Origin of the sequence: Streptomyces sp. NRRL F-5123 (assembly GCF_000721495.1) — a bacterium.
Taxonomy (GTDB): domain Bacteria; phylum Actinomycetota; class Actinomycetes; order Streptomycetales; family Streptomycetaceae; genus Actinacidiphila.
This window is the reverse complement of record NZ_JOHY01000070.1, coordinates 21,446-39,635: the sequence shown is the minus strand read 5'-3', so window position 1 is coordinate 39,635 and position 18,190 is coordinate 21,446. Positions and strand designations below refer to the sequence as shown.

At 73.4% G+C, this 18,190-nt stretch carries 16 protein-coding genes; 9 read left to right on the top strand and 7 right to left on the bottom strand.

The genetic code is table 11. From position 1 onward, the window contains the following. The first annotated feature begins 257 nt into the window (after nt 1-257). Nucleotides 258-1,541, top strand: coding sequence for an MFS transporter (locus IH54_RS0134665; RefSeq protein WP_063762429.1), 1,284 nt, complete (start codon nt 258-260; stop codon nt 1,539-1,541). Between the two features lie 10 nt (nt 1,542-1,551). Here IH54_RS0134665 and IH54_RS47295 read toward each other — a convergent pair whose 3' ends face one another. The 3 genes from IH54_RS47295 to IH54_RS0134650 form a co-directional block, all read right to left on the bottom strand. Further along, nucleotides 1,552-2,340: a S16 family serine protease gene (locus tag IH54_RS47295; RefSeq protein ID WP_031524728.1), complete on the bottom strand. Its 789-nt coding sequence runs from the start codon at nt 2,338-2,340 to the stop codon at nt 1,552-1,554. Between the two features lie 149 nt (nt 2,341-2,489). Beyond that, entirely contained in the window at nt 2,490-3,287 is a 798-nt protein-coding gene (locus IH54_RS0134655; RefSeq protein WP_031524725.1) for an IclR family transcriptional regulator, read from the bottom strand. A 241-nt stretch (nt 3,288-3,528) separates the two neighbouring features. Then, nucleotides 3,529-5,310: a DEAD/DEAH box helicase gene (locus IH54_RS0134650; protein ID WP_031524723.1), complete on the bottom strand. Its 1,782-nt coding sequence runs from the start codon at nt 5,308-5,310 to the stop codon at nt 3,529-3,531. A 530-nt stretch (nt 5,311-5,840) separates the two neighbouring features. Between IH54_RS0134650 and IH54_RS0134645 the strand changes: the two genes are divergently transcribed. Beyond that, on the top strand, nt 5,841-7,208 hold the full coding sequence (locus IH54_RS0134645) for an FAD-binding oxidoreductase (protein WP_031524720.1): 1,368 nt from the start codon (nt 5,841-5,843) through the stop codon (nt 7,206-7,208). A 37-nt stretch (nt 7,209-7,245) separates the two neighbouring features. On the opposite strand, the gene IH54_RS0134640 is transcribed toward IH54_RS0134645, so the two are convergent. Next, complete coding sequence (locus tag IH54_RS0134640; protein WP_031524718.1) at nt 7,246-7,728, bottom strand: SsgA family sporulation/cell division regulator; 483 nt, start codon at nt 7,726-7,728, stop codon at nt 7,246-7,248. A gap of 261 nt (nt 7,729-7,989) precedes the next feature. Here IH54_RS0134640 and IH54_RS43885 point away from each other — a divergent pair, with 261 nt between their 5' ends. Together IH54_RS43885 and IH54_RS0134630 are read left to right on the top strand one after the other, a co-directional pair. Further along, nucleotides 7,990-9,201 carry an RDD family protein gene (locus tag IH54_RS43885; RefSeq protein ID WP_078862752.1) on the top strand — a complete coding sequence of 404 codons (1,212 nt, stop codon included), beginning with the start codon at nt 7,990-7,992 and terminating at the stop codon, nt 9,199-9,201. Nucleotides 9,202-9,276: 75 nt separating this feature from the next. Next, complete coding sequence (locus IH54_RS0134630; protein ID WP_078862751.1) at nt 9,277-9,885, top strand: RDD family protein; 609 nt, start codon at nt 9,277-9,279, stop codon at nt 9,883-9,885. Between the two features lie 38 nt (nt 9,886-9,923). Here the strand turns inward: IH54_RS0134630 and IH54_RS40625 are convergent, their stop codons facing one another. Further along, nucleotides 9,924-10,223: a hypothetical protein gene (locus IH54_RS40625; protein WP_043183147.1), complete on the bottom strand. Its 300-nt coding sequence runs from the start codon at nt 10,221-10,223 to the stop codon at nt 9,924-9,926. Between the two features lie 368 nt (nt 10,224-10,591). Between IH54_RS40625 and IH54_RS0134620 the strand changes: the two genes are divergently transcribed. Beyond that, a complete protein-coding gene (locus tag IH54_RS0134620; RefSeq protein WP_031524708.1) occupies nt 10,592-13,024 on the top strand; it encodes an immune inhibitor A domain-containing protein in 2,433 nt (810 codons plus the stop codon). An 88-nt stretch (nt 13,025-13,112) separates the two neighbouring features. Next, entirely contained in the window at nt 13,113-13,415 is a 303-nt protein-coding gene (locus IH54_RS0134615; RefSeq protein WP_031524706.1) for a hypothetical protein, read from the top strand. A 3-nt stretch (nt 13,416-13,418) separates the two neighbouring features. Here IH54_RS0134615 and IH54_RS0134610 read toward each other — a convergent pair whose 3' ends face one another. Next, nucleotides 13,419-13,994 (bottom strand): isochorismatase family protein, encoded by a 576-nt coding sequence (locus IH54_RS0134610; RefSeq protein WP_031524704.1) that lies wholly within the window; start codon nt 13,992-13,994, stop codon nt 13,419-13,421. A gap of 170 nt (nt 13,995-14,164) precedes the next feature. Continuing rightward, complete coding sequence (locus tag IH54_RS0134605; RefSeq protein ID WP_031524702.1) at nt 14,165-15,487, bottom strand: nicotinate phosphoribosyltransferase; 1,323 nt, start codon at nt 15,485-15,487, stop codon at nt 14,165-14,167. Between the two features lie 156 nt (nt 15,488-15,643). Between IH54_RS0134605 and clpS the strand changes: the two genes are divergently transcribed. The 3 genes from clpS (at nt 15,644) to IH54_RS0134590 (ending at nt 18,132) form a co-directional block, all read left to right on the top strand. Then, a complete protein-coding gene (gene clpS / locus IH54_RS0134600; RefSeq protein ID WP_031524700.1) occupies nt 15,644-15,961 on the top strand; it encodes an ATP-dependent Clp protease adapter ClpS in 318 nt (105 codons plus the stop codon). Further along, nucleotides 15,961-16,530 carry a DUF2017 domain-containing protein gene (locus IH54_RS0134595; RefSeq protein WP_031524698.1) on the top strand — a complete coding sequence of 190 codons (570 nt, stop codon included), beginning with the start codon at nt 15,961-15,963 and terminating at the stop codon, nt 16,528-16,530. The genes clpS and IH54_RS0134595 overlap by 1 nt, the downstream gene beginning before the upstream one ends. Before the next feature lie 81 nt (nt 16,531-16,611). Next, on the top strand, nt 16,612-18,132 hold the full coding sequence (locus tag IH54_RS0134590; protein ID WP_052398197.1) for an amino acid permease: 1,521 nt from the start codon (nt 16,612-16,614) through the stop codon (nt 18,130-18,132). Nucleotides 18,133-18,190: the final 58 nt, after the last annotated feature.

The window sequence follows — 18,190 nt, the reverse complement described above, 5'->3', positions numbered from 1 at the left end:
CCCGCTGCGCTTTCCTCCCTCCGCCTTGCAATCGCACGCACCAGACCCCTCCGGCCCCGCCCTGCGGGCGGACGACGCTACTTTCGAAACAGGCCCTAGAGCCGCGCGAAGCGCACCAGGGCTGCACGAAGCCGACCGGAACCGCACGAAGCCGCCCCGCGCCCCACCACCGCGCCGGGCGGCGCGGAGCACCCCCGCCCGCGGCGCCCACCCGGCGCACGGGCGGCCCGTACGCGATCCACGTCCCGGGGGGAACCATGCCCAGCACCGACAGCGACCGGCGGCCGCTGGTCCTGCTGCTCGTCGCCAACGTCATATCCGTCGCCGGCAACATGCTGACGATCGTCGCCGTCCCGTGGTTCGTGCTCCAGACCACCGGCAGCCCGGCCCGCGCCGGGCTCGTCGCCTTCGCCTCGACGCTGCCGGTGGCGGTCGCGGCCCTGCTCGGCGGGCCGCTCATCGACCGGCTGGGGCAGACCGTCAGCAGCGTGGTGTCCGACGCGGTGTGCGCGGTCGCGGTCGGGGCGATCCCCGTGCTGCACATGGCCGGCGCGCTGTCGTACGGGACGCTGCTCGCGCTCGTCGGCGTCGCCGGGCTCTTCCATGCGCCGGGCGAGACCGCACGGGAGGTGCTGATGCCGCGGCTCGCGGAGGTGGCGGGCACGACCGTGGCGCGGGCGTCGAGCGCGTACGAGGGGGCCTTCCGGGGCGCGCGGATGCTCGGGGCGCCGCTCGCCGGGGTGCTCATCGCGGCGGTCGGCGCGGCCGACGTGCTGCTCGTGGACGCCGCGAGCTTCGCGGTGTCCGCGCTGTTGGTCGGCCTCGGCGCGCGGGCGCACGGCAGCCCCCGCGGCAAGATGGCGGAGCCGGAGGAGCTGGGCTACGGGGCGCAGTTGCGCGAGGGGTACGCGTATCTGGTGCGCGCCCGGCTGCTGTTCGCCGTCGTGGTGATGGTGATGGTCACCAACGCCCTGGACCAGGCGTGGTCGGCGGTGCTGCTGCCGGTCGACGCGCGCGAGCACCTGGGCGGCGCCTACGCCATCGGGCTGGTGTCCGGGACGACGGGCGGCGCGGCGCTCGTCGGGTCGCTGCTCTACGGCGCCTACGGGCACCGGCTGCCGCGCCGCGGGCTGTTCATCGGGGCCTTCCTGATCGCGGGCTTCCCGCGCACCGCGGTCGCCGCCCTCGTGCCGGGGCTCTCCCCGCTGGTGGCCGTCACGGCGGCGTGCGGGATCGCGGCGGGCGTGCTCAACCCGATCATCGGTACGGAGATGGTGCGGCTCGTCCCGGAGCGGCTGCGCAGCCGGGTCTTCGGCGCGATCACGTCCGGGTGCCTGATGGCCATGCCGCTCGGCGGGCTCGCCGCCGGGTATCTCGTGCAGTACGCCGGGCTGCGCGGCACGCTCGCCGCCGTCAGCGCCGCCTACCTGCTCACGACGCTGAGCCCGCTGGTGCTGCCCGCCTTCCGCCGCTGGGACGCCCCGCATTCGGAGGCGGCGACGGCCGCGGTACCGGGGGTCGTGCCCACGGAAGCCGCCTGAGAGGGGCGCCTCAGCAGGTGGGGGTCTTCCTGCCCGCCGCGAGCGCGTCCAGCGCGTCCAGCGTGCCGTCCAGCGTCTCGACGGGGACGAGCTGCAGCCCCTTCGGCAGCCGCGCCTTGGCGTCCGAGCACTCCGCGCGCGGGACGAGGAAGACGGTGGCGCCGTCGCGCCGGGCGGCCTGCTCCTTGAGGGGTACGCCGCCGACCGCGCCGACCTTGCCGTCCGCGTCGATCGTGCCGGTGCCGGCGATGACGCGGCCGCCGGTGAGGTCGCCGCCGCGGCCGTTGCCGGCGATCTTGTCGATGATGCCGAGGGAGAAGAGCAGCCCGGCGCTGGGGCCGCCGACGTCCGCGAGCCGCAGGTTCACCTTCACCGCGGAGGGTGACAGGTGCAGGTGGTTCAGGGCCGCGGAGGTCGCGTCCTGCTGCGACTCGGTCATCTCCTTCTGGTTGGCCTTGTCGATCTCCTCGGTCGTGTTGCCGCTGGGGTAGACCGCCTCGCGCGGCATCGCGGCCTGGTCGTCGGCGAACCACGCCTTGGCGACGTCCGTGAAGTGCACCGACGCCGACGGCCCGGTCGCCTGGATGGTGACCATCCGCAGCTGCCCGCTGGTCTGCCGCACCGGCTTCCCGCTCACCGTGATGACCGGGGTGCCCGCGTTGCTGCCGAGCACGTCGGCGGTGAGGCCGGGCTCGGCGATGACCACCGGCAGCGGGGCGAGGGCGGCCACGGCCAGCAGGGCGGCCACGACCGCCGAGCACGCGGCGAGGATCACGGACCGGCGGGAAAGCGTAGGCATGCGCCCGACCTTATTTCACCCGGGCGCCCGCCCCGAATCCGCGGCCCCTCCCGAGCCCTTCGGGGCCCGCGCGAGCCCCTCGGGGCCCTTCCGAGCCCTTCCGAGCCTGTGCGAGCCCCTCCCGGGCCCGCGCGAGCCCTCCCGAGGCCTCAGCGCAGCGCCTCGGAGACCTCCGTCGCCGCCTCCACCACGCGCGGGCCCACCCGCTCGGGCACCGCCTCGGAGAGCATGACCACGCCCACGCTGCCCTCCACGCCCGGCACTCCCAGCAGCGGGGCCGCGGCGCCGCTCGCGCCCGCCTCCAGCTCGCCGTGGGTGAGGACGTAGCGGACCCGGTCGGTCGCCAGGCCCGTGCCGACGGTTGCCGTGCCGGTACGGACGAGGGTGCCGCGCTCGTCGCCCGTACCGCCCGTCCCGTCCCCGTCGGCGGGGCCGTCGGCGTCCTCGGCCTCGACGCTGTCGGCGAAGCGCTCCCAGCGGCTGCCGTCCGCGGTGGGCTGCATGCCGCGCCCGGCGAGGATGGCCCGGCCGGCCGCGCCGCGGTCCAGCGGGTGCCGGAAGCCGGTGCGGTAGGCGACGTGGTAGTCGGTCCAGGTGGGTTCGACCACGGCGACGGCGAGCGCCTCGCTGCCGTCGACGAGGGTGAGATGGGCGGTCGCGCCGATGTCCTCGGCCAGCGAGCGCAGCGCGGGCAGCGCGGCCTCGCGCAGCAGCGGGTGCACCTGGTGGGCGAGTCCGAGCACGCCGAGGCCCACCCGGGCCCGGCCGCCGAGGTCGCGGCGGACGAGCGAGTGCTGCTCCAAGGTGGCCAGCAACCGGTAGACGACCGTCCGGTTGACGCCGAGCTTGGACGCCAGTTCGGTGACGGTCAGCCCGTGGTCGGTGTCGGCGAGCAGTTTCAGGACCCGAAGGCCCCGGTCCAGTGTCTGAGACGTCTCGGCGGTCACGACGCCCCTCCCTCATAGAATCGGCGGCGCCTGTCGGGGGGATGCACCGCCGGTCCCGCGGCGGTGCGCGGAGAGGCCACCGGATGTCGGCTTACCGGCTGCGCTCCGCGGCGGCTCTGCCACGGCGCGTGCGTGATCGGCACGGTAGCGGGCGTGTACCGCTCAGCGGAAGAGGCCGTCCACAATCCGGGCGGTGTGGTGACGCCTCGTCGCTTTTCATATCCCTGTAACACGGGAGAAATCATCGCATTCGGGTGGCCCACTCCTGCACCTTCTTGATCCGTTCGCCGAGCTGACCCGCGGTCGCCTCGGCACTCGGCGGACCGCCGCACACCCGGCGCAGCTCCGTGTGGATCACGCCGTGCGGCTTGCCGCTCTGATGGTTGTACGCGGCGACGAGGGTGTTCAACTGCTTTCGCAGCTCCAGCAGCTGCCGGTGCGAGACGACCGGGCGGCGCTCCGCGGGCAGTTCCAGCAGATCCGCCTCCTCGTCCGGTTTGCGCCGGCTGTGCGCGATCTGCCGGGCCTGCCGCCGCTGCAGGAGTATCTGTACCTGGTCCGGCTCCAGCAGCCCCGGGATGCCCAGGTAGTCCTGCTCCTCCTCGCTGCCCGGGTGCGCCTGCATGCCGAACTCGGCGCCGTCGTAGAGCACCCGGTCGAAGACCGCGTCGGACTCCAGCGCCTCGAAGGGCAGTTGGTCGTCGTCGGTGGCCTCGTCCTGCTCCCGCTCGGCCTCCGCGAGCAGCTGGTCCTCCTCGGCGTACGGGTCGTCCTCGCCCGCCTTCCTCGGCTTGTCGAGCACGTGGTCGCGCTCGACCTCCATCTCCGCGGCGAACTCCAGCAGCGTCGGGATCGTCGGGACGAAGACGGACGCCGTCTCGCCGCGCCGCCGCGACCGTACGAAACGGCCCACCGCCTGCGCGAAGAACAGCGGCGTGGAGATCGTGGTGGCGTACACCCCGACCGCCAGCCGCGGCACGTCCACGCCCTCCGACACCATCCGCACCGCGACCATCCAGCGGTCCTCCGAGGCGCTGAACTCCTCGATGCGCTTGGACGCGCCCGTGTCGTCGGACAGCACCACGGTCGCCTTGTTCCCGGTCAGCTCGCGCAGCAGCTTGGCGTACGCCCGCGCCGAGTCCTGGTCGGTGGCGATCACCAGGCCGCCCGCGTCCGGGATGCCCTTGCGCACCTCGGTCAGCCGCTGGTCGGCGGCCCGCAGCACGTTGGGCATCCAGTCGCCGGTCGGCGCCAGCGCCGTACGCCACGCCTGCGCCGTCGCGTCCTTCGTCATCGGCTCGCCCAGCCGGGCCGCGATCTCGTCGCCCGCCTTGGTGCGCCAGCGCATGTTGCCGCTGTAGGACATGAAGATGACCGGCCGCACGACGTTGTCGGCGAGGGCGTTGCCGTAGCCGTACGTGTAGTCCGCGGAGCTGCGGCGGATGCCGTCGTTGCCCTCCTCGTACACCACGAACGGGATCGGGTTGGTGTCCGAGCGGAACGGCGTACCGGTCAGCGCCAGCCGCCGGGCCGCCGGCTCGAACGCCTCCAGGCACGCCTCGCCCCACGACTTGCTGTCGCCCGCGTGGTGGATCTCGTCCAGGATCACCAGCGTCTTGCGCGACTCGCACCGGTTGCGGTGCAGCATCGGCCGCACGCCGACGCCCGCGTACGTCACGGCCACGCCGTGGAACTCCCGCCCGACCGGGCCCGCGCTGTACTGCGGGTCCAGCCGGATGCCTATGCGCGCCGCCGCGTCCGCCCACTGCGTCTTGAGATGCTCGGTCGGCGCCACGACGGTGATCTGCTGCACCAGGTGGTTGTGCAGCAGGTACGAGGCGAGTGTCAGCGCGAACGTGGTCTTGCCTGCGCCCGGGGTCGCCACCGCCAGGAAGTCCCGCGGCTGGCGCGCCACGTACGCGTCGATGGCGCCCTGCTGCCACGCCCGCAGCTTGTTCGCCGTCCCCCAGGGCGCGCGGCCGGGGAAGGCGGGGGACAGGTGGTGGGGGTGCGAGGTAGTCACGGTCTCCGGCGGGGGTGGAAGGCGGCGGCCGGCCCAGCCGGCCCGTGGGACCGCCTCAGCGTAACGGCCTCCGGCCCGGGCCTCGGCTCCGACGCTCAGCCCCCCACGCCTGTGCGACCGACGTCACACCGCGGTCCGCCCGCTCCGCGGAGGTGCCGCGTGCCGCGGGGCGCGGCCGCGCAGCATCGGGCCTTTCTGCTGCGCAGGGCGGTGAGCGTTTTCAGGGGCGGTGCTCCCGGCCCCCGCTCGGGCGCGGGTGGTAACCGGCGGAAAGGGGCATTTGCTGTCTCCCCCGGAGCTTCGCCTGGGAGGCGCCCCCACCGACCACCGGCCGGTGGTGGGTTGCTCGCGCAGTTCTCCCCCCCCCCAGGGCTTCGCCTGGGAGGTGCCCCGCGCGCCCCTGAAAAACGCTCACCGCCCTGCGCAGCAGAAAACGCTTGCCCTGCGGCGCAGCCGCGCCCCGAAAAGCAGCCCCCTCCGCCGGGGGCAGGCCCTGGTGCGGCGGGCACCGCAGGTGCGAAGGTGAGGGAATGGGTGAGGTCATCGAGGAGTTGGCGGCCGGGCTGCCCGGCGGGGCAGTGATCACGGACGCGGCGGTCGCGGAGGCGTACTCCGCGGACATGGCGGGGTTCTCCGCGGCGGGCACGCCGCTCGCCGTCGTGCTGGCGCGCACCGCCGAAGACGTCCGGCACGTGCTGCGGACCGCGTCCGCACACGATGTGCCGGTCGTGCCGCAGGGCGCGCGGACGGGGCTGTCGGGCGGCGCCAACGCCGTGGACGGCTGCATCGTGCTGTCGCTCGCGAAGATGGACCGGATCCTGGAGATCGACCCGGTGGAGCGGATCGCGGTCGTCGAGCCAGGCGTCGTCAACGCCGTTCTGTCGCGCGCGGTCGCCGAGCAGGGCCTGTACTACCCGCCGGACCCGTCGAGCTGGGAGCAGTGCACGATCGGCGGCAACATCGGGACGGGCGCGGGCGGCCTGTGCTGCGTCAAGTACGGCGTCACCGCCGAGTACGTGCTCGGCCTGGACGTCGTCCTGGCCGACGGGCGGCTGCTGACGACCGGGCGGCGTACGGCCAAGGGCGTCGCGGGACTGGACCTGACGCGGCTCTTCGTGGGCTCCGAGGGCACCCTCGGGGTCGTGGTGAAGGCGGTGCTGGCGCTCAGGCCCGCGCCGCCGCAGCAGCTCGCGCTGGTCGCCGAATTCCCGTCGGCGGCCGCGGCGGGCGCCGCGGTGTGCGCGATCATGGAGGGCGGGCACGTGCCGTCGCTGCTGGAGCTGATGGACGGCACGACCGTGCGGGCGGTCAACGCGATGGCGAAGATGGGGCTGCCGGAGTCCACCGAGGCGCTGCTGCTCGCCGCGTTCGACACCCCGGACGCGGCGGCCGACCTCGCGGCCGTCGGCGAGCTGTGCACGGCCGCGGGCGCGACCGAGGTGGTCCCGGCGGAGGACGCGGCGGAGTCGGAGATGCTGCTCCAGGCCCGGCGGCTGTCGCTCACCGCGCTGGAGAAGGTGTCGACGGCGATGATGATCGACGACGTGTGCGTGCCGCGCGGGCGGCTCGCCGCGATGCTGGAGGGCGTCGCCGCGATCGCCGCGAAGCACGACCTGACGATAGGGGTGTGCGCGCACGCGGGCGACGGCAACACCCACCCCGTGGTCTGCTTCGACCGGCACGACGGCGACGAGACCCGGCGGGCCCGGGAGTCCTTCGACGAGATCATGGCGCTCGGCCTGGAACTCGGCGGCACGATCACCGGCGAGCACGGGGTGGGGCTGCTCAAACGCGAGTGGCTGGCCCGGGAGATCGGCCCGACCGGCATGGAGCTTCAGCGCGGCATCAAGGCCGTGTTCGACCCGAAGGGGCTGCTCAACCCCGGCAAGGTCTTCTGACGCCCGCTCCTGGCGGAGGTCTCCCGGGGGGTCCGCGTCAGGCACCCGCGTCGGGGGTGTCGTCCGAGGAGTCCTTCCACGGGTCGCGCAGCCACAGGTCGTCGCCGGCGGCGGGCGCGAGCAGCCGCTCCAGGCCGTCGTCCATGCCCAGTTGCTCGTGCTCCGTGCCCGGCGGCACCGCGCGCAGGGTGCGCTCCAGCCACGCGGCGACGGGTGACGACGGCGCCTCCAGCAGCGCCTCGCCGTCGGGCGAGCTGAGCGCCATGCACAGCACGCTGCGGCCGCCCACCTTCGTCGGCCAGATCCGCACGTCGCCGTGCCCGCAGGGGCGGAAGACGCCCTCCACGATCAGCTCGCGGGCGAAGGTCCAGTTGACGGGCAGGTCGGAGCCCACATGGAAGGTGACGTGCACGGCGAACGGGTCGTTCGTGCGGTAGACCAGCCGGGCCGGCACGGGGATGCTGCGCTCGGGCGACAGCACCAACTGCATTTCGAGTTCGCGTTCCACCACGGTGTGCATCGAGTCGACGTCCTTTCCTTGGCGCGGTGGCCCCAGTTGGCGGGTGTCGCGATCGGGGCCAGCACCTGGAGAGAGCGCGTGCCTCCCTCACCATTACGCGACTTCTCGGGTTTCGGTTCAAAATTACCGAAGAGGGGGCGCGCGGTGGCGCGGGCGGGTAAGGACGGGGTGGCGCGCGGTGGCGCGGGCGCAACGGCCCCCCGGGTCTGGTATGTCTGGAAGCTGTATCCCCTGGCCGAGCAGATACGGAAGCTGTGACCCATGAGCGCTCCCCCTTCTGGTCCTTCCGGTCCATCCGGCGCGGCCGGGGCCGGTGGCTCGCCGGCGCCGGGCTACTACCCGGACCCGTCGATTCCGAACTACATCCGGTACTGGAACGGCACAGGATGGGTGCCGGGTACGAGCCGCCCCGCGCCCGCTTCCGCCGCGCCGGCCGCCCCCGTCACTCCGGCAGCGCCTGCCGGGCCCGCGCTGGACGAGTCCGGTCCCGTCTTCCTGGACGCCGACCCGACCGCGCCCGCCGCCGTCCAGGGCGAGCCGGAACCGGGCCCTTCCGCTCCCCCTGCTCCCTCGGCGCCCTTCGCCCCCTCTGCTCCCTCAGTGCCTTCCGCTTCCTCCGCCGGGGACCCGGTGTGGCCCGACCCTACGGCGTCCCGGCCCCCGGCGGCCGCGGCCGCACAGGGCCCCGCGCCCGCCCCGCCGGTGTGGCCGGTGCCGGCCGCGAACCCGCCGGGCGGTGACCTGCCGCCGATCTCCTGGGGCGCACCGGACGGGCGGGGCGGGCCGCGGCCGATGGTGCCGCAGCCGCAGGCGCCCGCGCAGCCCTCCTGGACGACGCCCTCGCCCGTCGGGCCGCCGGCGCCCGGCACGCCGAGCCGCGGTGCTGCCGCGCCGCCCGCGATGCCGCAGCAGAGCCCGGCGCCCTGGGCGGAGCAGGTCCAGGAACTCGCCCGGGACGGCGGTGCCGCGGTGCCGTGGCGGCCCGTCGCCGCCGACCCCTTCGCCTCCGCCCGCGGCCACGACCGCCCCGGCGGCCTGTGGCGCCGCTTCACCGCGCGGCTCGTCGACACCGTGCTCTTCGCGGCCGTGGCCGGGGTGGCTGCGGTGCCGCTGGGCTCGGCGGCGTACCACCACGCCAAGGACAAGGTGGACGCGGCCAAGCTCACCGGGGAGACGGTCCGGGTGTGGCTCCTCGACACCACGACCGGTGCGGAGGCGGGCGCGATCCTGCTGGTCGCGCTGCTCGCGGGGGTGCTTCTCGAAGTGCTGCCCACCGCCCGGTGGGGCCGCACGCTCGGCAAGAAGCTGATGGGTCTGAAGGTTCTCGACATCGAGGGCCAGCTCCCTCCGAGCTTACCGAGTAGGCCCACTACGAGGCCGATCCGGCGCCTTGCGACGCACCGCACCGGACGCCGCAAGCTACCGGCAAACCCTCCCGGTCACAGCACCAGCCGCACCGACCCCTGCGGGTGAGCGCCGGCGCGCAGGGGTCCCCCGGATGGATCTTGGCGGCGGGCGTACCGTCAGCTCGCGGGATTCACTCGGGTCATGAGCAGTGATCAGCCGCCGCCCGCCCAGCCGCCCCCCGGCAATCCGTACGGGAACCCTCCGCCCGGGGGAGGCGATCCGTACGGGAACCCTCCGCCCGGGGGAGGCAACCCGTACGACAACCCCCCGCCGGGGTACGGCGGCGGGCGCGGCGGGGGGCCCGAGCCGCTGCCGGGGATGCCGCCGCTCGCCGACTCGGGCAAGCGCGTCATCGCCCGCGTCATCGACATCGTCATCGTGCTGATCCCCGCGGGCCTGCTGGACTGGGCGGCGGGCGGCGTCAACGGCAGCGACTTCAGCTACGGCCGCTCCGCGATCGGCGGCGTCTTCACGGCCGGGCTCGGCTTCTTCTACGAGTGGTACATGACGAAGTCCACCGGCCAGACGGTGGGCAAGAAGCTGATGGGCCTGCGGGCCGCGATGCTCTCCGACGGCAGCGTGCCGAACGCGAACGCGTCGGCGGTGCGTGCCGCCGTGCTGTGGCTGCCGGCGTTCTGCTGCAGCTGCTTCTGGTTCCTGCTGATCGGGATCACCGTGGTGTTCGACAAGCCGTACAAGCAGGGGCTGCACGAGAAGGCGGCCAGGACCGTGGTCGTGACCGCCCTCTGAGGTGGCGCCGGGTGCCGGGGGCGGCGGCGCCCCGGATCTCAGCGCCGCAGGCTGTGCTCGCCGACCCGCTGGGGCTCCGCGCCGCCGGCCACCCGGGAGCGGGGCAGCGGCACGGGGGCGGGCCGGAGGGGCGCCGTGCGCTCGGCGGCGGCACGGCGGCGGGCCACGGCGGGCACGGTGACGGCGACGGCGACGAGCAGGCCGAGCAGCAGCCCGGCGGTGGCAACGGCGACGACGGCGGCGCCGGAGCGTACGTCGGACAGCAGCAGCGCCGCGAAGGTGGACAGGACGACGGTGAGGGAACCGTAGGCGAGTTGCGCGGTCGTCGGACGTGGCATCGGAAGGACCGTCCTCGGGTACGTCGAAGCGGGGGCACGCTGACGGGTGGCTCGTGTTCGGCATGCCCGGGGTCGCCACCCGGTAAGCACAACCTAACCGTCGGCGCGGTGCACGAGGGGGCGCACGGGGTCGCACGCGCGTCCGATGCCGTGCGAGGTGCGGAGCGGGAAGGGGGCGCGGCCGCAGGTGCGGCGGCCGGAGGGAGCGTCACGATCCGCACCCGGTGCGGGAGTCCGCGGGCACTGACGTCCGCTCAGCGGTGCCGTGGAACCGGTAAACGTACTGTCGTGCCATGCTCAAGTCAAGGTCTGTTTTTTCCTCCGGCACTCCGATGCAATGGCCTTTCCCAAGGGGAGGTCAATTAATCTTGAAGATTCAGCGGAGGATCACCCACACCGCCGCGCTGTCCCTGGCCATCGCCGTTCTGGGGGTGCTGCCCACCGCGACCGCGGCGGGCGCCGCCGGGACGGACCGGGGGAGTGCGCCCGCGGGCGTGCCGGCGGCTTCGTCCCACGACCCGGCGGGCAACCAGTCCCACGACCTGCCGGGCCCCTTCAGCGAGCAGCAGGACGCCGAGCGGTCCGCCGCGCTCCAGCAGGTCGTCGCGGGCCAGGCCACCGTGCAGCAGATCGGCGGCTCGAACGTCGTCGACCTCGGCGGCGGCAAGAGCGCGAAGGGCGGCAAGGGCAAGAGCAAGTACGTCGAGCTGGGCCGGGAGAAGACCGACAAGATCTTCACCATCCTGGCGGAGTTCGGCGACCAGGTGGACAGCACCTCCACCTACGACCCGGACGGCCCCGACGGCCCCGAGCCGCCCGTCACCAAGTACGGCGGCGACCCGGGCCCCGCGCACAACGAGATCGCCCAGCCGGACCGCTCCACGGACACCAGCACCGCCTGGCAGGCCGACTACGACCAGCAGCACTTCCAGGACCTCTACTTCAGCCACGCCGCCGGCAAGGACTCGCTCGCCACCTACTACGAGCGCCAGTCCTCGGGCCGCTACTCCGTGGACGGCGAGGTCTCCGCCTGGGTCAAGGTGCCCTGGAACGAGGCCCGCTACGGCTCCAACTACTGCGGCAGCACCATCTGTTCCAGTGCCTGGGACCTGATCCGCGACGCGACGACCGCGTACGTCGCGGACCAGAAGGCGCAGGGCCGCACCGCCGCGCAGATCAAGGCGGACCTGGCGCAGTACGACCAGTGGGACCGCTACGACTACGACGGCGACGGCAACTTCAACGAGCCCGACGGCTACATCGACCACTTCCAGATCGTGCACGCCGGTGTCGACGAGTCCGGCGGCGGCGGCGCGCAGGCCACCGACGCGCTGTGGGCGCACCGCTGGTACGCGTACGGCAACGACGTCGGCCGCACCGGCCCGGCGGACAACCGCGCGGGCGGCACCCAGATCGGCGACACCGGCATCTGGGTCGGCGACTACACCCTGCAGCCGGAGAACGGCGGCCTCGGCGTCTTCGCCCACGAGTACGGCCACGACCTCGGCCTCCCCGACGAGTACGACACCACGTACATCGGCGAGAACAGCACCGCCTTCTGGACGCTCATGTCGTCCGGCTCCTGGCTCGGCACGGGCGGCGACTCGATCGGCGACCGCCCCGACGACATGAACGCCTGGGACAAGCTCCAGCTGGGCTGGCTCAACTACGGCACGGCCGAGGCCGCGACGCGCTCCACCACCAAGCTGGGCGTCGCCGAGTACAACACCAAGGACAAGCAGGCGCTGATCGTCACCCTCCCGGACAAGACGGTGACCACGACCGTCACCCAGCCGGCCGAGGGCGGCAAGCAGTGGTGGTCGGGCAGCGGTGACGACCTGTCCAACACGCTGACCCGCTCGGTGGACCTCACGGGCAGGACGTCCGCGTCCCTCACCCTCAAGGGCTGGTGGGACATCGAGGAGAACTACGACTACCTCTACACCGAGGTCTCCACGGACGGCGGCGCCAACTGGACCCCGGTCGACGGCACCGCGAACGGCAAGGCGCTGCCCCGTGACGGCGGCGGCTACCCGGCGCTGACCGGCACCAGCGGAGCGTACGAGGACCTGTCCTTCCCGCTCGACGCCTACGCCGGGCAGCAGATCCAGCTGCGCTTCCGCTACCTGACCGACGGCGGCGTCGCCCAGCAGGGCTTCACCGCCGACGCGATCAGCGTCACCGCGGACGGCTCGGCGGTCTTCAGCGACGGCGCCGAGGGCGACGACAACGGCTGGACGGCGAAGGGCTTCACCCGCATCGGCGCGTCCTTCACCGACGACTACCCCGAGTTCTACATAGCGGAGAACCGGCAGTACGTCTCCTTCGACCGGACGCTCCAGACCGGCCCGTACAACTTCGGCTGGCTGAACACCGCCCCGCAGAAGGCCGAGCACTTCCCGTACCAGAACGGGCTGCTCATCTGGCTGTGGGACACCTCGCAGGCCAGCAACGACGTCGGCCTGCACCCCGGCTCGGGCGAGATACTGCCGGTCGACGCGCACGCCAAGGCCGAGAAGTGGTCGGACGGCTCGCTCATGCGCAACCGCATCCAGGCCTACGACTCGACGTTCAGCCTGTACCCGACCAAGGGCCTCACCCTGCACAGCAACGGGGTCGAGACCAAGGTCAAGGCCAAGCCCGGGGCGCCGGTCTTCGACGACCACTACGGCAGCTACTACGACGCGAGCAACCCGTACGGCAGCGTGCAGGTGCCCGACACCAACACGCGCATCTCCATCCTGTCCCAGCCGCTGGACGGCAGCACCATGACGGTGCAGGTCGGCCCGGCACACCGCTGACCCCGTAACGGGGTGTTTGACCTGCGGTGACGTTGCGTTCGGCCGCCGTCTGCTGGTGGACGGCGGCCGAACGGCGCACGATGTGACCATGGCGGTCGGAGGCTTCAGCAAGCTGCCGAGCGGCACGGTGGTCGTGGCGCTCGCGCTGACGCACCCTGCCGACCCGGCGCACCGGATACGCGTGGTCGTGCACGCGCTCAACCGGCAGCGCGCCCTGACCCGGCTCAGCAACCTCGGCTTCCGCGGCGCCCGCATCTCCGGCAACGCCGAGCCGCCCACGCCGGACGAGATCAGCGCGGTCCTGCACCACCCGGACGGCCTGGTCTGGCGCGACTACCGCGCCAGGACGTCCGACCCCTGGCACCCGATATCGGCGCTCAACCGCGTCTGAGGCTCACGCCTCCACGAGCTCCACGCCCGCGCCGCGCAGCTCGCCCAGCGCCCGCTCGACGGTCTCCGGCGCCACCCCCGCGGTCAGCCGCAGCAGCACCCGGGCCCCGAACCCCGCGCGCGCCGCGTCCAGCGCGGTGGCCCGCACGCAGTGGTCGGTCGCGATCCCCACGACGTCCACCTCGGCGACCTCCCGCGCCCGCAGCCAGTCCGCAAGGCTCGTGCCGTTCTCGTCCTGCCCCTCGAAACCGCTGTACGCGGCGGCGTACGCGCCCTTGTCGAAGACCGCGTCGACCGCCCCCGACGCCACCGCGGGCGCGAAGTTCGGGTGGAACCCGACCCCCTCCGTCCCCGCCACGCAGTGCACGGGCCAGGACGTCACGAAGTCCGGGTGTTCCGAGAAGTGGTCCCCCGGGTCGATGTGGTGGTCCCGGGTCGCCACGACGTGCCGGTAGCTCCCGGCGGACTCCCCGATCAGATCCGTGACCCCGGCGGCCACGTCCGCCCCGCCGGCAACGGCGAGGCTGCCTCCCTCGCAGAAGTCGTTCTGCACGTCGACGACGATGAGTGCGCGGTGCATAGTGCCCTTCCGGCGGATGGATGGATACGGCCTGAGCGTGAGGATTCTCCCGCACCCTCTCACGGGGTGCACCCGCGGGGCCTTCCTCCTGGGGAGGTGCCCCCACGCGCCCCTGAAAACGCTTGCCCTCCTTCGCGAAGGAGCCCGGGTCCGGGGCAGCGCCCCGGTTGCTACAGCACCTCCGTGGGGAGGACGGGCTCGCCCCGCGAGAGCTGGGTCGCGGACAGCGGCAGGCCCGCCCGGGCCTCGATGTGGCGCAGCCGGGCGGCCTCCAGGGGCTCGCGGCCGATGATGTCCCCGCCCCGGACGAGGGGCACGAGCAGCTGGCGGTCCGCCAGGTCCGGGGGGATCGGCCCGCTGCCGACCACCTCGGCGGAAGCGACCCCGTCCCCGTCCACCCGTCGCGCGGCCCACTTGCGGCCGCCGATGCTGGTCTTCCCGCCCATGGACTTCTTCGCGACGGGCACGAGCGGCCCCCCGTCGTCGCCCGCGCGGGCGACGAGCTTGTAGACCATGGAGCACGTCGGGTGACCGCTGCCGGTGACCAGCGAGGTGCCGACCCCGTAGGAGTCGACGGGCGCGGCGGCCAGCGACGCGATGGCGTACTCGTCGAGGTCGGAGGTCACGACGATCTTCGTGTTCTTCGCCCCGAGGTCGTCGAGCTGCTGCCGCACCCGGTGGGCGAGCAGCAGCAGGTCGCCGGAGTCGATGCGGACCGCGCCCAGCTCGGGCCCGGCGATCTCGACGGCGGCGCGGACGGCGGTGGCGACGTCGTAGGTGTCGACCAGCAGTGTGGTGCCGCGGCCGAGGGAGTCGACCTGGGCGGTGAAGGCGTCGCGTTCGGTGTCGTGCAGCAGCGTGAAGGCGTGCGCGCTGGTGCCGACGGTGGGGATGCCGTAGCGGAAGCCCGCCGCGAGGTTGGAGCTGGTGCGGAAGCCGCCGACGTACGCGGCGCGGGAGGCGGCGACGGCGGCCAGCTCGTGGCTGCGGCGGGCGCCCATCTCCAGGAGCGGGCGGCCGGCGGCGGCGACGGCCATCCGGGAGGCGGCCGCCGCGATGGCGGAGTCGTGGTTGAGGATCGACAGGACGACCGTCTCCAGGACGACGGCCTCGGCGAAGGTGCCCTCGACCCGCAGGATCGGCGAGCCGGGGAAGTAGACCTCGCCCTCGGGGTAGCCCCAGATGTCGCCGCTGAAGCGGTAGCCGGCCAGCCATTCGAGGGTGTCGTCGTCGACGACCTGCTCGCGCCGCAGGAAGTCCAGGACGGGCGCGTCGAAGCGGAAGTTCTCGACGGCGTCGAGCACCCGGCCGGTGCCCGCGACGACGCCGTAGCGGCGGCCTTCCGGCAGCCGCCGGGTGAAGGCCTCGAAGACCGAGCGGCGGTGCGCCGCGCCGCTGCGCAGGGCCGCCTGCAGCATGGTCAGCTCGTAGCGGTCGGTGAAAAGCGCGGTGGACGGCACGTCCACCGGCAGTCCCAGCTCTGCTGTGCTCATGGAAGCGATGCTACTCCCGATTTCGTCAAACTGACGAGATCTCCGCCGTGTGCGCCCCCTCACACGGCGCGGAAGGGAGCGGCCGGGGGAACCGCGCGCCCCGCGCACACCCCCACTGGCACGCCCATTTGTGCGAGAGCCCCCACCGGCGGCAGCATGGAACCTGTGAGTGTCGCGCCCGTCGAGCCCGTCGAGACCCGCCCTGCCTCCGGCGAAGCGCCGTTCGAGGTGCCGGAGCCGGACGTTCCCTGGGTCACGCTCGTGCACAACGACCCCGTCAACCTCATGAGCTACGTGACGTACGTCTTTCAGACGTACTTCGGCTACTCCAAGGACAAGGCCACCAAGCTCATGGAGGACGTCCACTACAAGGGGAAAGCCGTGGTCTCCAGCGGCACCCGCGAAGAGATGGAGCGCGACGTGCAGGCGATGCACGGCTACGGCCTGTGGGCGACCCTGTCGCAGGACCGCTGATGGGCCGCCGCCGCGCCCGGCGGGGCGCCTTCACGGGCGTCGACGGCGGAGGCGCCGCGATCCTGCTGGACGAGGACGAGATCTCGATCCTGCGCACGCTCGCCGTGCAGCTGCTGGAGCTCATCGGCCCCGGCCCGGCTGCCGCCGACTCCGGCGCGGAGGCCGACCCGCTGGCCGAGCTGTTCGCCGAGGGGCCCAGCAAGCCGCCGGAGGATCCGGCGCTGGCCAGGCTCTTCCCCGATGCGTACGAGGACGGCGGCAACGCGGCGGAATTCCGCCGCTTCACCGAGAACGAACTGCGCTCCCGCAAGCGCGAGGACGCCCTCGCGATGGTCCGCAGCCTGGACCGCGACGGCTCGGAGCTGCGGCTGTCCGCCCCCGAGGCCCGCCAGTGGCTCGGCGCGCTCAACGACCTGCGGCTGACCATCGGCACGTACCTCGACGTCAGCGAGGACGACCAGAACGGCCTCTACCAGCTGCCCGACAGCGACGAGCGCAAGCCCATGGTGATGGCCTACCTCTGGCTCGGCAGCCTCCAGGAGTCCCTCGTCGAGGCCATGACCGGCTGAGCCGTTCCGCGCCGGAGGCCGCCCCCCCCGGGTGGCGGAGCGTGGATTCCGGCGTACCGCCCGTGTGGTACGCATCGGGACATGACGGACGTGAAGGACGTGCCGCCCGGCGCTCCCGCCCCCGGCGAAGGCACGGGCGCAGGCGGGGACGCGGACGCGGACTACGAGCGCGGGCTCGGCAGCCGGCAGATCCAGATGATCGCGATCGGCGGCGCCATCGGCACCGGGCTCTTCCTCGGCGCGGGCCGCGCCATCCACCAGGCGGGCCCGAGCCTGATCCTGATGTACGCGGTCGCGGGCGCCGCGGTCTTCGTGATCATGCGCGCGCTCGGCGAACTGCTCACCTACCGCCCGGTGTCCGGCTCCTTCGCCGACTACGGCCGGGAGTTCCTGGGGCCCTTCGCGGGCTACGTCACCGGCTGGACGTACTGGCTGATGTGGGTGGTGACCGGGATGGCCGAGGTCACCGCCGCGGCCACGTACGTGCAGTTCTGGTGGCCGGACGTGCCGCAGTGGGCGGCGGCCGGCGGCTTCCTGCTGGTGCTCTTCGCGGCCAACCTGATCTCGGTCAAGCTCTTCGGCGAGGTCGAGTTCTGGCTCTCGATGATCAAGGTGACGGCGATCGTCGGGATGATCCTGATCGGTGCCGCCGTGCTGGCGCTCGGCGTCTCGGCGGCCGGCGACACCGCGTCGGTCGGCCACCTGTGGCGCGACGGCGGCTTCTTCCCCAACGGGGTGGGCCGTTCGCTGCTGACCCTGCAGATCGTCATGTTCGCCTACATCGCCGTCGAACTGGTCGGGGTGACCGCGGGCGAGGCGCAGAACCCGCGCGAGACGCTGCCCAAGGCCATCAACACCCTCCCGTGGCGCATCGTGCTGTTCTACGTCGGCGCGCTCACCGTCATCCTGTGCGTGGTGCCCTGGACGCACTTCCAGCCGGGCGTGAGCCCCTTCGTGGCCGCCTTCGCCGTCATCGGCATCCCCTTCGGCGCCGGCATCGTCAACTTCGTGGTGCTGTCCGCCGCGCTGTCGTCCTGCAACTCCGGCATGTACTCCACCGGCCGGATGCTGCGCGACCTCGCCGTCAACGGCCAGGGCCCGGCCTTCTTCTCCCGCCTCACCGGCCGCCGCACCCCCGCGGCCGGCACCGCCGCCTCCGTGGCCCTGATGGGCATCGGGGTGTGGATCAACTACGTCGACCCCGACGGCGCGTTCACGTACATCACCGCCTTCGCGACCGTGGCCGGGGTGTGGACGTGGGGCGTGATCCTCTGCTCGCACATCCGCTACCGCGCCGCCGTGCGCGCCGGGCGGGCCGCCACCGCGTGGTTCCGCGCGCCCGGCGGGGCCGCCGCCAGCTGGGCCGCGCTCGGCTTCCTCGCCGCCGTGCTGGTGATGACCGGCGCCGACAGCCAGGCCCGGGTCTCGCTCTACGGGGTGCCCGTGTGGTTCGCGCTGCTCGCGGCCGGCTACCGGATGCTGCGGCGGCGCAATCCCGCCGCCTTCGCCCGCCGCCCGCACCTGCCCCCGCAGCCGCCCGGTACGGCGGCGGCGCCGGGCGCCCCGGAGGGCCCGGCCGCGCCGGACGCGGCCGCGCTGTGACCCTGACGCCGGCGGCGCTGTGAGACGGGCCACCGGCAGGCGAGGGGCGGCGGGGGCG